Origin of the sequence: Neorhizobium galegae bv. orientalis str. HAMBI 540, assembly GCF_000731315.1 — a bacterium.
In the GTDB taxonomy this organism is placed as follows: Bacteria; Pseudomonadota; Alphaproteobacteria; order Rhizobiales; family Rhizobiaceae; genus Neorhizobium; species Neorhizobium galegae.
The window spans coordinates 2,907,332-2,922,139 of the sequence record NZ_HG938353.1; the positions used below are offsets into that span (position 1 = coordinate 2,907,332).

At 59.9% G+C, this 14,808-nt stretch carries 12 protein-coding genes and 1 pseudogene; 7 read left to right on the forward strand and 6 right to left on the reverse strand.

What is annotated here, in order from left to right:
• The first annotated feature begins 1 nt into the window (after nt 1).
• Both RG540_RS14440 and RG540_RS14445 read left to right on the forward strand, forming a co-directional pair.
• Nucleotides 2-2,272: a hypothetical protein gene (locus RG540_RS14440; RefSeq protein ID WP_080724946.1), complete on the forward strand. Its 2,271-nt coding sequence runs from the start codon at nt 2-4 to the stop codon at nt 2,270-2,272.
• Nucleotides 2,269-3,588: a glycosyltransferase family 4 protein gene (locus tag RG540_RS14445; protein ID WP_038589146.1), complete on the forward strand. Its 1,320-nt coding sequence runs from the start codon at nt 2,269-2,271 to the stop codon at nt 3,586-3,588. The genes RG540_RS14440 and RG540_RS14445 overlap by 4 nt, the downstream gene beginning before the upstream one ends.
• Before the next feature lie 83 nt (nt 3,589-3,671).
• Here the strand turns inward: RG540_RS14445 and RG540_RS14450 are convergent, their stop codons facing one another.
• Complete coding sequence (locus RG540_RS14450) at nt 3,672-4,625, reverse strand: alpha/beta hydrolase (protein ID WP_038589149.1); 954 nt, start codon at nt 4,623-4,625, stop codon at nt 3,672-3,674.
• Between the two features lie 376 nt (nt 4,626-5,001).
• On the opposite strand from RG540_RS14450, the gene rfbC reads away from it, so the two are divergent.
• From rfbC to RG540_RS14475, 5 genes and pseudogenes are all read left to right on the forward strand, one after another.
• Nucleotides 5,002-5,574, forward strand: coding sequence for a dTDP-4-dehydrorhamnose 3,5-epimerase (rfbC, locus tag RG540_RS14455; protein ID WP_038589152.1), 573 nt, complete (start codon nt 5,002-5,004; stop codon nt 5,572-5,574).
• Nucleotides 5,575-5,584: 10 nt separating this feature from the next.
• On the forward strand, nt 5,585-6,646 hold the full coding sequence (gene rfbB / locus RG540_RS14460) for a dTDP-glucose 4,6-dehydratase (RefSeq protein WP_038589154.1): 1,062 nt from the start codon (nt 5,585-5,587) through the stop codon (nt 6,644-6,646).
• Entirely contained in the window at nt 6,643-7,590 is a 948-nt protein-coding gene (gene rfbD, locus RG540_RS14465; protein WP_038589157.1) for a dTDP-4-dehydrorhamnose reductase, read from the forward strand. The genes rfbB and rfbD overlap by 4 nt, the downstream gene beginning before the upstream one ends.
• Nucleotides 7,587-8,450, forward strand: a complete 864-nt coding sequence (gene rfbA / locus RG540_RS14470; RefSeq protein WP_038589160.1) for a glucose-1-phosphate thymidylyltransferase RfbA — start codon at nt 7,587-7,589, stop codon at nt 8,448-8,450. The genes rfbD and rfbA overlap by 4 nt, the downstream gene beginning before the upstream one ends.
• Before the next feature lie 119 nt (nt 8,451-8,569).
• Nucleotides 8,570-8,971 (forward strand): annotated as a pseudogene (locus RG540_RS14475) (ABC transporter permease); the annotation flags it as partial.
• A gap of 46 nt (nt 8,972-9,017) precedes the next feature.
• Here RG540_RS14475 and RG540_RS31140 read toward each other — a convergent pair.
• The 5 genes from RG540_RS31140 to RG540_RS14500 are packed head-to-tail and all read right to left on the reverse strand — an operon-like array spanning nt 9,018 to nt 14,793.
• The gene (locus RG540_RS31140; protein ID WP_051909428.1) at nt 9,018-11,120 is read right to left on the reverse strand and encodes an SUMF1/EgtB/PvdO family nonheme iron enzyme; all 2,103 of its coding nucleotides are present in this window, start codon (nt 11,118-11,120) and stop codon (nt 9,018-9,020) included.
• 13 nt (nt 11,121-11,133) lie between these two features.
• Nucleotides 11,134-11,514, reverse strand: a complete 381-nt coding sequence (locus RG540_RS14485; protein ID WP_038589162.1) for a VOC family protein — start codon at nt 11,512-11,514, stop codon at nt 11,134-11,136.
• Between the two features lie 32 nt (nt 11,515-11,546).
• Complete coding sequence (locus tag RG540_RS14490; protein WP_052755227.1) at nt 11,547-12,932, reverse strand: ABC transporter substrate-binding protein; 1,386 nt, start codon at nt 12,930-12,932, stop codon at nt 11,547-11,549.
• An 8-nt stretch (nt 12,933-12,940) separates the two neighbouring features.
• Entirely contained in the window at nt 12,941-13,780 is an 840-nt protein-coding gene (locus RG540_RS14495; RefSeq protein ID WP_038589165.1) for an ABC transporter permease, read from the reverse strand.
• 2 nt (nt 13,781-13,782) lie between these two features.
• Nucleotides 13,783-14,793 (reverse strand): ABC transporter permease, encoded by a 1,011-nt coding sequence (locus RG540_RS14500; protein ID WP_038589168.1) that lies wholly within the window; start codon nt 14,791-14,793, stop codon nt 13,783-13,785.
• Nucleotides 14,794-14,808: the final 15 nt, after the last annotated feature.

Here is a 14,808-nt window from a genome sequence, read left to right on the forward strand (position 1 = left end):
CATGCTGGTTACGGAACAGTCCCCCACGGTTACCAACCCTCCGGTCACCAGCCCCCTGGTCACCAAACCAACGCCGGCCAAGCAGGGGGCGGGCAGGGCGATGCGCTCCGGAAGGGTTATCGGCTGCCGCGTCGACGAGACAACCCTGCTCATTATCGGCCTCGGCCAAGTTCCTGCCGGCGACGTGACGGTTGGCGTCGGCGAAAATCAGACCGATACGCGAAATGCATTTGTCTCGGAATGGCGATTGGCCGCATCCTCACCGCGGGCCAAGCACGGCTTTGCGGCGCTCCTTCCGGCAGGGGACACGGACCTTGCCATGACCACGATACGCTTCGGAGAGAAGGAGACGGGCACGCCCTACATCTTTGCGCCCCGTCTTGCCTCAACGGAGGAAGCGGCCGCGCTCATGCTCGAGTCCGCCGGATCTCAGTCGGCCGCCGTCATAAACCGGCTCGTAGACGCTCTGATGACCGGCAATCTCAGCCGCCGCAGGCTTCTCACCATAACCACGCTTTTACAGGCGACCCACGCCACTGATGGCTTCGTCGAGGTGATCGGCGAGAGCCATGATGGCGTGACATTCCTGCAGGGCTGGAGCCGCGGCATGGCACCCGGGCCTTGCCGGATATCCCTGATCAGCAAGGCGACACCGATGGTCGCGGAATGCGGTATTGCCACCTTTACACGTCCCGACGCTCCTGATGGTGCCGCTGGTTTTGTCGGCCTTCTCGAGACGAACGAGGCTGCCCGCGCTGCCGACATTGAAGGTCTGATCTTTCGAGGGCGCGCCGGTTGGAGGCATGTTGCGGTCCACCCTCGAAAACGCATCGCCGATCCGCAGGAAACCCCCGAGCATATCCGGTCGGTCCTGATGCGCACCCACGGCACGCCGGACGTGCTCCTGTCGCTGCGCGCCGCCGCCAATAGCTTCGAGGGCAAGGAAACCGTCTCCGGCCTGCCCTATCTCGTCCGGATGGGGATAGACAGCATATTCGAGGCCGATGCGGGAAATCTCCTCATCTCCGGCTGGCTGTATGACCCCGATGGCCACGTCGCGACAGTTAAGCTGCGCCGACGCAATGCTGCAATCCGCCTCGACGAACACTGGACGCGCTTCGATCGCCCCGACGTCGCGGACAGTTTCAACGACCAGACGCACCTTGTGCCGGGTCTCCGGGGAGATCAGCGCGCCCACGGCTTCGTTGCCCATGCCCAGTTACCGGGCGAAGATCCAGGCGCGTCCCTTTATTTCGAGCTGACGCTGCAGGATTCGCGCCGTGCTTTTCTGCCGGTCAAACCGACACACCTTTCGGCACGTACAGCGGCATTGCGCCAGATCGGCTCGATCGATCCCGCCAACAGCGCACTGCCGGCGATCGTCGATACACAGGTTGTCCCGTTCCTCGCACGATCATCAGGAAGATCAGCGCCGATCATCGAAACGATCGTAGACGCCGGATTCTTCGATGAGGAAAACGGCCTGCCGATCATCATCGGCGTAGGCGAGAGCGAGGAGGACATCTCCCCGCTGCTTGCCCTGCTCGCACTCGATCCGGAAACCCGGGGCGCGCCAATCGTGATCGCCATGCCTGCCGAGCGGTTTCGCAGGCAGGCCGCCCGCATCAAGGAGCTCGCGCGCTTCTATCGCCTTTCGGTCAGGTTGGTATCGACGAAGGGAACGGGCGACGTCTACGACATGCTGGAAGCGGGCACGCAGGCGCTTTCCTGTGAAACGGTCGTATCGCTCTCCGCCTCGCTGATCCCGCACGGGACAGGCTGGTATGGCAAGCTCGTGGCCGCGGCTTCCACGATGAAAGGAAGCATCATCTCGCCCGTCCTGGCTTACGAAGACCATTCGGTTCGCTGGGCGGGAAGCTGGATCGACGACGGCAACGACGACCAGCCGGTCGTCGGCCGCTACGCCGGATATCCGCTCAAAGCGGTTACCGACATGAACGTGACCCACATCGCAGCGGCCTCGCTCGAATGCTGCATCATGCCCCGCGACGCCCTGTCGGGTGCGGGCAGCTTCTGCGGTGGCTATCTGGGTGCGCAGGAAAAGGGTGTGGATCTAGGCCTCCGCCTCAGCCGGTCCGGGTTCGACTCCTATTTGCTGCCGTCCGTGCAGATGTGGGGCTGCGACGACGCACGCGCCGGCGATAGTCCTGCGATGGCGGCTTTGGTGGAAGAGATCGACCGGAAGATCTTCAAGAGCCAATGGCTGCCTATCCTCACCCTTGAAAAGCACCTGGAAAAGAGGCCCGCATGAACGAGCAGCTTCGCGTCCTTGTCGTCTCGCATGCACATCCGTCTGTCTCGCTCGGCGGAGCGGAAATCGCGTCCCACAACCTGCATCTCGGTCTGAAAGCATTACCGAACGTGGAATCGGTTTATCTGGCTCGGATCGGACACCCGGTGCCGCGGCACGCCGCATCCGCGCTGATGAGCCTGCGCCTTGTCGAGGACGAATTGCTGTTCCACACGGACGATTACGACCACTTCTTCCTGTCCACCGGCGATACCCGGGCGATCAGCCAGGACCTCTTGCGCTTTGCGCGCGATCTGAGGCCCCATGTCATCCACTTCCATCATGTTCTCGGTATCGGCCTCGAAGCGCTCTATGCTTTGCGAGAAGCGTTTCCGCACGCCGCCATTATCGTCACGTTCCATGAATATCTGTCGATCTGCCACAATCACGGGCAGATGGTGAAACGGCCTTCCGGCCAGCTCTGCGAAACAGCGTCCCCCGTCGCCTGCCACGGCTGCTTTCCCGAGATCCCCGTCTCGCGCTTCCTGAAGCGGGAACTGTTCGCCCGCGGCATGCTCGGCCTTGCTGACGCTTTCATCTCCCCCAGCCGGTTCCTGGCGGATCGCTACGCCGCATGGGGCATCGAAAGAGACAAGATCAGCGTGATCGAAAACGGCATCGCCATGGAAACAGCGGCGCCCGCGCGCGAGGTTCAAGGTCTCAAGCCGCGCCGCAATCGCTTTGCCTATTTTGGACAAATGACTCCATTCAAGGGCGCCGATATCCTGATCGACGCCGTCTCGCGTATCCCGAAGGAGATATGGGGCGAAGACTCGTGCCTGATGATCTTCGGCGGCAATCTTGAGCGACAGCCGGTCGAATTCCAGGAACGGATCAAGAAGCTCATCGCCGACGCCGGCAACCGCGTTCGCTTCTACGGCGCCTACCAGAACGCGGACGTGCCGCGTCTCATGCGTTCCGTCGACTGGGTGGTTCTGCCGTCAGTCTGGTGGGAAAACTCACCCGTCGTCATCCAGGAAGCGCTGCTCCACCGCAGGCCGATGATCTGCTCGGATATCGGCGGAATGGCCGAGAAGGTGCGTGACGGAAAGGATGGCCTGCACTTTCGCGCAGGCAGCAGCCAGGATCTCGCAGATCGCATCGTTGAGGTTCTGGGCGATGACAAAATCTGGGAGCGGCTGCGCGTTTCCCTGCGCCAACCCGCCGACCGCGCCGCCTGCGCGCGGGAACACGTCAAACTCTATCGCACATTGCTGCGGCGGAAACTCGATGCTGCGATCGCCGAGAGCCCCAAGCTTCTCTCGACCGCGCTTTAAGGACACCCATCTTAGGAAACGCCAAGAGGACCGTCCTTCTTCGCGACGATGGCCTTGTCCGGACAGACTCGGCAACATTCGGATCACGAATGCAAGGCACCTGCCGCTCTGAGCCCCGCGATACGACCATCCAGTTCCTCCAGCCGACGGCCGAAGCCAAGATTGTCCGGCTGATACGCCATGGCGTCCGCAAGCATGGCTCGCGCCGTCACAAGCTCACCGTCGCGAATATGGCGGTTGGCCCGATGGTAGAGGAAGTTTGCCTGCTCGACAGGAGAGAAATCCGGGCCGAAGCGCGCGTGAAACCGGTCGGCCCAGGCCCGATGCCGAGCAATCGCCGTCATGGCGATCTGATAGGGCCGCATTGGCGCGGTCACGCGCGCTGCGCGGGCGAGACCGCGCAGACCCGGAAGATCGTCTCCGCGGCAGGCCTCGATCACCGACAGCGCGCGCGCCGTCCCGGTAAAGGCGCGAACGGTGCCATGGCCGGTCATATGGACAGGCACCAGCTGGGTCCGCTCCTGTAGCGCCGCGATCCGAACCGCGTGTTGGTGATCGACGGCGTGAAACGGATCGAAGAACAGATAGGCCCGGCCGGCCGCGTGATCAGGCGCGATCCCCATATTGGCGTGGAGATCGGGCGAGAAATGGCGGGTAAACCTGCCATCGAAAGGAACGGCTTTCGGATCGATTGAGACTTGCGGGCAAAAAGCGACGGCAACTGTGGCGTTGAAGCGCCTCCGATACCGCAACGCTGCATAGCCGCCCTGCGAGTGCCCGTAGAGGATCCGCTCCGATGCCGCGTGAAGGATAGGCGCGGCCGCCTCGACAGCCTTGACGACGCTCGCCGCCGGAAACCAGTTCGGCCGCCGGCTGATGAAGCCAAGCGCCGAAATGTCGGCCTTCTCGCACAATCGCTGCCCCCAGAAACGACTGCCGTTCGCCCTCATTTCCATTTCGTTAAATGTGACGAGAAGATAGGGAGACGACCCGGAACGATGTATCACCTCCAAGTTTTCGTCTGAAAATATGATCATACGGCCACCATTAAGCGAGCTCGGAATAAAATTAATTCAAATTTTGAACTATAGTTGTTCCATAACGTAATCATGCGCAAAATGTTGTTTAACATCAATAACAGATTTACACGAATGACTGGAATATATATTCATTAAGCTCCCTATTTCTGGCTATAGGGCTTTATTGGGGCTTGGAGAAACCAAATCACGCCCCAACGTTCGCACAAGATGTTTCTCGCCTGCATTCGTTACCCTGGAGACAATGAGACCGGTTTCGTTGCAACGGCACAAAACGAAAAAGCCCTTTGGAGATGTCACGAATGATCCAGTGAACGCGGCCGGATATGTCCATCACGTGGTTGAGATGACCTAGCGGTCTGAGTGCGAGGAAGACATGCAATTTGAACGAACGAAAATCCCCGACGTCGTGCTGGTGACGCCCCAAAGAAATGGAGACCATCGCGGATATTTTTCAGAGACTTTTCGGTCTGACGTCTTTGGTCAAAACATCGGCGCCTTCAATTTCGTCCAGGATAACCAGTCGCTTTCAGTAGAAGCTGGAACGGTGAGAGGATTGCACTTTCAGATTGAACCTCGCGCTCAAGGAAAGCTGGTCCGTTGCATCGCCGGTGCCATCCTCGACGTCGCAGTCGACATCCGGAGAGGCTCACCAACTTTTGGACAATATGTCCAGGCGGAACTGACCGCCGAGAACGGTTGCCAAGTCTGGCTTCCGGCCGGGTTTGCGCATGGGTTCTGCACTCTCCAGCCCAACAGTGTCATCTCCTACAAGGTCACGGACTACTACAGCAGCGACCATGACCGTGGAATATTATGGAACGACCCGGAGCTCAATATCATCTGGCCCGTGACGGCGGAAAGCGCCGTGCTTTCGCAGAAAGATCGGATGCAACCACGTCTCGCCGAGCTTGAGACGACTTCATTCACAATAGCTGGTGGCAGCTAGGGAGCATGCAATGCGCGTCCTCGTTACCGGCGGAGCCGGATTCATCGGGTCGGCTGTCGTGCGTCATCTGGTTCTGGTCAGAAACTACGACGTCTTGACCGTAGACAAGCTGACTTATGCCGGCAACGTAGCGTCGCTCGCCACCGTCGAAAACAACCCGCTGCATCGTTTCCTTCAGGCAGACATTTGCAATCGAGCGGCGATGCAGGAGGCGTTCGACAGTTTCAAACCCGACCGAGTCATGCATCTGGCGGCAGAGAGCCATGTGGACCGCTCTATAACTGGCGCCCGCGACTTCATCGAAACCAACGTCGTCGGCTCATTTACCTTGCTGGAGACCGCCCGGCACTACTGGCAGGATCTCTTCGGCAAAGCGAAAACAGACTTCCGCTTTGTCCACGTCTCTACCGACGAGGTGTATGGCTCTCTCGGCAAAGACGGATTGTTTACCGAAGAAACCCCCTACGATCCCTCTTCTCCCTATTCAGCTTCCAAAGCAGCCTCTGATCACCTGGCCAAAGCGTGGGGCCGCACCTATGGCATGCCGGTTATTGTCTCCAACTGCTCGAACAATTACGGCCCGTATCACTTCCCTGAAAAACTGATCCCGCTGATTGTGCTGAATGCTCTTGAGAGCAAATCACTGCCAGTTTACGGCAACGGCGCCAATATCCGCGACTGGCTATTTGTCGAGGACCACGCAAGGGCGCTGGACCTCATCGTCGAACGCGGCAGGATCGGCGAAACATACAATATCGGCGGCCGCAATGAGCGGAGCAACATAGAGGTGGTCAAGCGCATCTGCTCGATCATGGATACTCTGCGGCCGCAGAAAGCCCCACACGAGCGACTGATCACATATGTCAGGGACCGGCCCGGGCATGACGCACGCTACGCGATCGACGCCACGAAGCTTGAGGCGGAATTGGGTTGGAAGGCAGAAGAAAACTTCGATACCGGGATCGAAAAGACGGTCAACTGGTACCTGGAAAACGAATGGTGGTGGGCGCCGCTTCGTCAGGGATACGGCGGAGGCCGGCTCGGCCTCCTTAACGGATCCGGAGGCAAATGATGCCCCGGCGGTATGTGGTCACCGGGCGTGGCGGGCAGGTCGCGCAGTCTCTGATCGAGCGAGCCGACCGCCACGGCGAGATAGAAATTATTCCGCTCGCAAGACCCAATCTCGACCTTGCCGATCTAGGAACGATCGAAAAAGCTCTTGTGGAAGCGAGACCTGAACTGATCATTTCCGCTGCCGCCTATACCGCCGTCGACCAAGCGGAAAGCGACGTCGCCAAAGCTTTTCTCGTCAACAGCGCGGCCATAGATGAGATCGGTCGCGTCGCGACCAAGCTCAACGTGCCGATTATTCACTTGTCGACGGACTATGTCTTCGACGGCAGCAAGACTTCGCCTTATCATGAGAGCGACCCCGTAGCGCCCCTCAGTGTTTATGGTCAATCGAAGCTTGAGGGCGAACGTCGTCTGATCTCATCGGGGGCAGATTACGTCATCCTCAGGACCGCGTGGGTCTACAGCCCCTTTAACAAGAACTTTTTGCGCACGATGTTACATCTTGCTGAAAGTCGTGACGAACTCAATGTCGTCGCCGATCAATACGGCAATCCAACATCTGCACTCGATATCGCCGATGCCATATTAACGGTTGCCGACAATTTGCTGTCGTCACGGGACGGACGCCTGCGCGGTATATTTCACATAGCGGGAAGCGGTGAGGCCAGTTGGGCAGACTTTGCTTCCGAGATCTTCCGCATATCTGTCGAGATGGGTGGCCCGTCAGCGATGGTCCGTCCGATCCCGACTGCGCAATATCCAACACCGGCTCGCAGGCCAAACAATTCGAGGCTGGATTGCAGCAAACTCGAAAGGGTTCACGGTGTCCGTCTGCCAAACTGGAAAATCGCGACTGCGACTACATTGCAAAGGCTCTTGGCCGGCGATGCGCCGGAAAAACAGGCCGGCATGGAAAAGGCATCCGAGGAGAACTGTCGATGAAGGGTATCATTCTGGCTGGCGGCAACGGGACGCGTCTGCATCCGATGACGCTTGTCACGTCGAAACAGTTAATGCCCGTCTACGACAAGCCGATGATCTATTATCCGCTCTCCACGTTGATGCTGGCCGGAATACGCGATATCCTGATCATCTGCACACCGCATGATCTGCCAGATTTTCGCAGCCTGTTGGGTGATGGTTCGGCTTGGGGAATCTCGCTCTCCTATGCGGAACAGCCTTCACCTGCAGGTCTTGCTCAAGCCTACATCATCGGTGCCGATTTTGTCGGATCGGATCAGTCCTGCCTCATCCTCGGCGATAACATTTTCTACGGCCATGGCATCACCGAGCTTTTTGAAAGCGCTGCGGCGCGCGGCGACGGTGCGACCGTGTTCGCCTATCATGTCCACGATCCGGAACGTTATGGCGTCGTGGAGTTCGACAAGGCAATGAAGGCGATCTCGATCGTCGAAAAGCCGACGGTACCGAAATCCAACTGGGCGGTTACCGGGCTCTATTTTTATGACAAGGACGTGGTCGACATTGCCGCAAACCTCAAGCCGTCGCTGCGCGGTGAACTGGAGATCACCGATGTCAACCGAGTCTATCTCGAACGTGGCAAGTTGAACGTCGAACAGATGGGCCGCGGTTTTGCGTGGCTCGACACCGGCACGCCCGAAAGTTTGTTGGAAGCAGGGAATTTTGTCGGCACTCTGCAGAAGCGGCAGGGCATCAAGATCAACAGCCCTGAAGAGGTAGCCTGGCGCAGGGGCTTTATAGATGACAACCAGCTGGAGGCTGTCGGCAAGAAGCTGGGCAAAAGCGAATATGGCAGATATCTACAAACGCTTTGCAGGTAAATCTAGTATTCGTAACACCAATTTACCAGATGCATCGAGATCACGCTGGGTCCCGTCAGACCTTGCCGACCCGCACACGCGCAGGCGAGGCATCATGCAGCCTGCGCCAAGCGCGGCGACTCGCCGTCACACTGGTCTTCTTCATCACCTTCTTCAATGCGATGCAGGGCGTACGTGAAGTCAATCCTGTCGTTCTTGCCAATGCGAAAATCCTGGGTGCCAAACGCTCGGATCTCCTGCGCCATGTCTACTTCCCTGCAGCTGCCAGCTGGATCCTATCGTCGCTGCGCACATCGGTGGGCTTTGCGGTGGTCGGTGCGATCATCGGGGAGTATCTTGGCGCATCCGCGGGACTTGGCTACCTCATTGCCCAGGCGGAAGGCAATTTCGACGCGGTCGGCGTGTTCGCCGGCATCATCATCCTGGCGATCTTCGTCCTGATCATCGACAGTATCCTCGACGTGATCGAAAGCAAGCTCATCAAATGGCGGCCAAACGCGGCGGAAGAGCGGCCGGCGTGATGCTTTGGAGGCCGGCTCATGCCGGCCTATCTCCAATGCGCAACTGCTAACCCAAGAGGCGTTCGGAAGAGCTAGGGTCAACGGTTGCATCCTGACGCGTCACCTTGGCGACCACGATGCGGAAACCGTTTCCGCGCCAGAAACCGTCGGGCTCAAGGCTACCGCGATAGGTGCAGCAGGCCTTTGGCTTGCCGCTGGAGAAACAGCCGCCGCGCAACACTCTGCGGACGGACGGTGCGGCGTCTGGTCTCTCGCGACCGTCGTCCGCATAGGGATATTTGAAACTCGGCGTTCCCATGTCCTCGCCCCAGAGCGTTGTGCCCCATTCCCAGACTTGACCAGCCATGTCGTAGCACCCGTAAGGGGAACGACCCTTGGGAAAGAGGCCGACCGTGCAGGTATTGTTGAAACCCGCTTCCTCGGAATTTGCGGCATCGTCGACCCATGTATTGCCCCAGGGATAGACGATGATTTCGTCGCCCACATCCGGCTGATCACCCCGCGCAGCGCGCTCCCATTCCGGTTCCGTCGGCAGACGAACGGTCTCGTCTGCCCCGATCCGGCCTCCGGCACGCCAGCGCGCCGTCAGCCAGTCGCAGTAGGCTCGCGCATCCCGCCAGGTCAGGTCAGTGGCCGGCGCATTGCGGCGATCCTCGGCAAAGCCGTCCGGGCTGCGCCACAATCGTCCGGTTTCCCCGACAAAAGCACTGTAGGCGGCGTTCGTCACAGGATAGAGACCTATACGGAAGGCCTCGACAGACACCTGATGCGGCGGCGCAGAGTTGGGATGAGTGTTGGAACCGAAGGTGAAGGTACCGCCCGGCACATCCGCCAGCGCATCGAGATCGCGCGGATCACCCCAGACCGACAGTTTGCGGCCTGCCCTTTCGCGCTCGGGCGGGGACAATGCTCCATCCCGGACAATTGCCAGAAGGTGATGCGCGACGAGATCCCGCAGCGAACCAGGTTCCGTCAGCAGATCGGCCGCAAGGAGCGCACCGCGCCGTACCGCGTCGCCGTTACCCTCAATGAGAGCTTCGATCAATGTGTTTGCCTTTTCCGAGCCGGATAGCCGCAGGGCAAGACTCCTGAGCACCGGTGTCCAGAGATCGGGGCGTTGACGGAAAGGCTGGACGGCTTCTTCTGCAGACCGCGAGGCGAGATGGCATGCGGCAAGCAGCTGGCGTACACGCGTGACCGGCAGAACCGCGGGATCGTCGAGCTTCCCAGTCAGCGCGTCGAACGCCAGCCCGGAGAGGAACGCCGCCGTCCCGGCATCGCCGCATACTTTTATAAGCCAATCATCAGTAATCGCCTCGGCAGTCTCGCCGGCATTTTCCCCATTGATCGCCATGGCGAACAGTGCCGGATTGGCGGCGGCATCTCCCAGCGCTATGCCTGTCGCATCGAGATCGAGCCCGGCGAGCCGCCTGGCCGCATCACGGCGCTGGACCTTCAGCAGCGGCAGGAGATCGTAACGCACGAAGCCCGACGGAAGCGCCCACCCCTTGACGACGGAAATCTCGCCGAGCGCCAGCAGGCGAATGCGCAGATAGCGAGCCTGGAAGAGCAGAGCTTCGCTCAGAAGTGCAAGGCCGTCGGCACCCGCGGCGTCGATACCGTCGAGCATAACCAGCAAGGTCGCATCCGACTTCGTCCATGCCTCGGCAGACAGTAGGGCCTCGTTCTTCGGCAACGCCACTTCCAACAATTCGGCGAACGTTTTGCCGGCCGTCACCGATACATAAAGCGGCAGGACGTCTTCCAGCCCCCAGCTTTCATCATGCACGGCCCCGAGATCGTTACGCGACAGAGGTGCCATCACAGGCCCCTCGCCCGCGAGCCTGAAGGCGAGATGGCGCGCAAAGCTCGTCTTGCCGCTGCCCGTTTCGCCCGCCAGCAGCAACACGGGATGGTCGCGGACCATTTCCAATGCCGAAAAATAAACGACCGGTTCCGGCTCCGCCTGGTCCTTCAGCTTGCGCAGGCCCTTGGCGGCCTTGTCCTCGAAGCTGAAATTGACGAGCAGCGGGATAGAACCGGCCTGCAGATCGACCACCGAACCGTCCGGCAGCGACAGCAACGGTGCCTGTCCGAATTCACGAGCCTTCGAGAACAGCGCATCACGCAGCACGGTCGGTACGGTCATTGATCGGCCCCCATCAGAACAGTTTTGCGACATCCGGGTTATGGAAACGCTGGATTTCGATCGCGTAGCCGGCCGGATCCTCGAAGAAGAAGTGTTCGCAATAGGTGCCGCGCAGCATCTCCGACAAGCCTTTCACCCCGGCTTCCTTCATGCGCTTGTGCCAGCCTTCGACATCCTGCGCGACGATGGTCAGCAGGACCGCGCTCTTCTCCTGATGTTTCAGGTGGCCGCGCTTGCCGTCGACGATGCCCAAATAGCACTTGCCGGCGATGCGATAGATGCGCGCCAGGCCCTGATCCAGCACCAGTTCGAAGCCGAGCACGTTCTCGTAGAAGGGAGCGACGGCGTGGATGTCTTCGTAGTAGAAGAAGGTGATCGAGTAGTCTTTGTCCATTGTCTTATCCTTGGCTCGGCGAATGTTGGGGCTCAGCGAATGTTGAGCGTGCCCTTGTGATCGATCGATAGCCCGCCGATGTCTTTACGCGCCGCAAAGACATCGATGGGATGAACGAGATAAAGCCAGGGCGGGTTCTGATGAAGTCGGGTCAGACAGCGCGCATAGCCCAGTTCCCGGTCGGCATCATCGACGGCGCGGTTGGCGGCTGCGATCAGCGCCTCGGTCTCCGGGTCGTCGTAACCCTGCCACCATACGGCTTTTGTCTTGGCTGAAATCTTGTCGTTCAGGATACGGTAGGTGCTGTGCGGCGAGGAATCGAAGATCGCCATGTCGCCCATTTCCTTGCGGCCAATCTGGCGCGCATATTCCGGCCGGTCGAGCTCCGTCTCGACCTTGACCTCGAGCCCTACCGCCTCCAGCGAAGCCGCCACGAAACGGCTCACTGCCGGTGAACGTTCGGGCATGAAGGTTGGCGTGCGCAGCCGGATCGGTCCGCTCGCATCGACATCATCGAGCAGCCGTTTCGCCTTTTCCGGATCGTAGCCGATGGGAGAGAGGTTCGCCTTGCCGGCACCGAGATGGAAGGGGCTGACGATGGTCGAGGATGGCACGGCAAGACCATGGAAAATCTCTTCGGCAATCGCTGCAGTATTCACAGCATGGTTGACAGCAAGTCGCGCCTGCGCCGAGCGGAAGACGCCCTGGCTGCAATTCAGATAATACATGACCGACAGCGTATTGATCGCCCTGCCCCAATCAAAGGCAGTGTCGAACACGAGGCGGCCTTCCACCCGTTCCAGATTGAGCGCGGCATCGATATTGCCGTCCCTGAGCTGCGCATAGCGCGCTTCCGCATGTTTTTCCGCCAGCGCCACGATGCGCTGCGGTCCGACTTTGCCGTTCACCCGCTCCAGTATTGCGCGCTTCAGCGGTTCGAATTCCACCACCCGATAACGCCCCGTACCGAGGATAGGCCGACCGTCAGCATCGAAACGGCAGATGTAGAATTCGGAAAAGATGTCGAGGATATCGGCGATAGGATCGGGATTTTCGACACGCACGACGTCCGGCCCCTCCGCCGTGAGGCGCGCATCCTTGAGGTAGCGCGCATAGGACCACTTCATGCCGAACGTATCGACGGCTTCCAGGATGCCATCGAGGAAGCCGATGATGTCTTCCGCCACGCATGGCTTACCGTCATGGAAGATCGCGCCTTCGCGGATATGGAAACGCCATTCGCGGCCGTCAACCGAGTGGGTCCAGCGGTCGAACAGCGCCGGCCGCACGAAACCGTCGTCCCATTTCAGCAGCGGTTCGAAAACGAGGTTCTTCAGCGTCAGCACGCTGGTATCGTCGGTGACCCGCGTCGGCGGCAGGAAATCCACTTTTTCCAGACTGATGGTAAGCGTGCTCACGGGCAACCTCAATCGAGTTCGTTGCGGCGACGCGGATTGAACCAATCCGCCAGGCTATCGCCGATCAGGTTGAACGACAGAACGGCCAACAGGATCGCCATGCCGGGAGCGAGAGCCACCCAGGCGGCGCTGCGGACAAATTGCAGGTTGGCTGAAACGTCAGCACCCCATTCGGCCAGCGGGGGCTGGGCACCGAGACCCAGGAATCCAAGGCTGGCGGTTTGCAGGATGGCGCTGCCGAGCGCCAGCGTCGACTGCACCAGCAAAGGCCCTAGCCCGTTGACGAAGATGTAGCGCAGCAGGATTCGATGGGTCGGCAGACCAAGTGAAACTGCGGCCTCCACATAAGGTTTGACGGAAATGCTCAACGCCTGGCTGCGCGCGACCCGTGCGAACTGCGGCGCCAGCGTGATGGCAACAGCTAGCATGGCATTCTGGAGGCTCGGCCCGAAAGCCGCGGCAAGCGCGATCGCCAGTACCAGCGCCGGGAAAGCCAGAATAGCATCGACGATACGCATGATGATGCTGTCGGGCCAACCTCCCACGAAGCCTGCCAGCATCCCGAAGAAGACGCCGATCACGAAGGCGATGGCGACCACGCCGACGCCGATGGTCAGCGTCGCTCGGCCACCATACATGATGCGGGTCAGTACATCGCGGCCGAAGGCGTCGGTACCAAGCCAGTGGGCAAAGGTCGGGGCGTCCAGCTTGTGGAGGATATCGAGCTTGGTCGGCGTATAGGGCGAAACCAGTGGACCGACGGTGATCAGGCCAACGAGGGCGACGAGGATGGCAAGGCCGACCACGGCCAGCTTATTGCGCCGCAAGAAGATCAGCAGTTCACGCATGATCACTCCATCTTCCTGCGGATGCGCGGATCGAGGACTCCATAGAGCAGATCCACGATGATGGATGTGAGGACGAACATCAGGGCGAAGACCAGCGTCGTGCCCTGGATGACCGGATAGTCCCGGTTCTTGATCGCTTCGAACATGTAGCGGCCAATGCCCGGCCAGGCGAAGATCGTCTCGGTCAGGATCGCACCGCCGAGCATTTCCGCAAATTTCAGGCCAATGACGGTGATCGCCGGCAGCAGTGAATTGCGCAGGCCGTGGTTCAGCACGACATTCGAACGCCGCAACCCCTTGGCCCTGGCGGTGCGGATGAAATCCTCACCCATCACGTCGAGCATGGTATTGCGCACGAAGCGGCCGAGCGTGGCGGCGAGAAACGAGGCGAGCACAGCAGTCGGCAGAATGAGATGTTGAACCGCACTCCATGCCGCCGCGAAATTACCGGTAATGATGCCGTCGAGAATGGCGAAACCGGTCACGGTTTCCGCCGTCAAAAAGGAACTCATCCGTCCCGATACTGGCAGCCAGCCAAGATAGGTCGCAAAGATCAGCTGCAGGATGAGCGCCAGCAGGAAGGCAGGCATCGACACCCCGACTAGCGAGACGACCCGGGTAACGTGGTCGAAGATGGAGTTGGGCCGGACGGCCGACAGCACCCCGATCGGGATGCCAAGGATGATGGCGACGATGACGGCCAGAACCGAAAGCTCGATCGTCGCCGGCAGGCGCGTCAGGATTTCGCCTGTCACGGGTAGGCCTGACTTCAGGGAGAAACCGAGATCACCCTTCAACAGACCAAATACGTAGTTGGCAAATTGCAGGACCACAGGCTGATCGAGATCGAGCTGGGCACGCAGTGCGTCGATCTGCTCCTTCGTCGCACCCGGACCGAGCAGCGTCACGGCCGGATCGCCGGGTATCAACCGGACCAGTGAAAAGACAATCACCAGCACGATGCACATGACGGGTATCAGCGCGATCAGGCGGCGTATGATGAAACTCGCCATGCTCTCCAACTCATT